Annotated in this window: 1 protein-coding gene; it reads right to left on the bottom strand. The window is 51.2% G+C overall.

What is annotated here, in order from left to right:
• Positions 1-565, bottom strand: a 565-nt coding sequence (locus AC1DUA_RS40170) for an HAD-IC family P-type ATPase (RefSeq protein ID WP_477504955.1), incomplete at both ends; no start/stop codon positions are given.

Here is a 565-nt window from a genome sequence, read left to right as displayed (position 1 = left end):
CGTAAATCCCCCGTCCTTCTTCAATCGCTGCGACAATCGTGGAGAAATTATCATCGCTGAGAATCAAGGAAGAAGCTTCCTTCGAAACGTCCGTTCCCGTAATCCCCATCGCGATTCCGATGTCCGCTGCTTTAATCGCCGGAGCATCGTTCACCCCATCACCCGTCATAGCGACAACATGTCCTTTGCGCTGCAAGGCTTTGACAATACGCAGCTTATGCTCAGGGGATACCCTTGCATACACGTAAGTATCATTAACCTTGGCTTCCAGATCCTCGTCCGACATCGAAGCGAGCTGCTGCCCGCTCAAGCTAACTCCGTTGCCTTGAATCATGCCAAGCTGTTTGGCAATCGCTTCTGCCGTCGTCTGATGGTCGCCGGTAATCATAACCGTTTTAATGCCTGCTTTGCGGCATTTGGAGATGGCTTCACGCACTTCTTTACGAGGAGGGTCAATCATGCCAGTTAGCCCGATGAAAATCAAACCAGTTTCCACCGTTTCATAGTCATCGTAGCGATCCGTGCTTTTTAGCTCCTTATAAGCGATGCCAAGCACCCGCAGGGC

The sequence above is a fragment of the Paenibacillus sp. 01T422 genome, assembly GCF_056398785.1.
The sequence above is the reverse complement of the archived record's forward strand: the minus strand, read 5'-3'. Positions and strand labels throughout refer to the sequence as shown.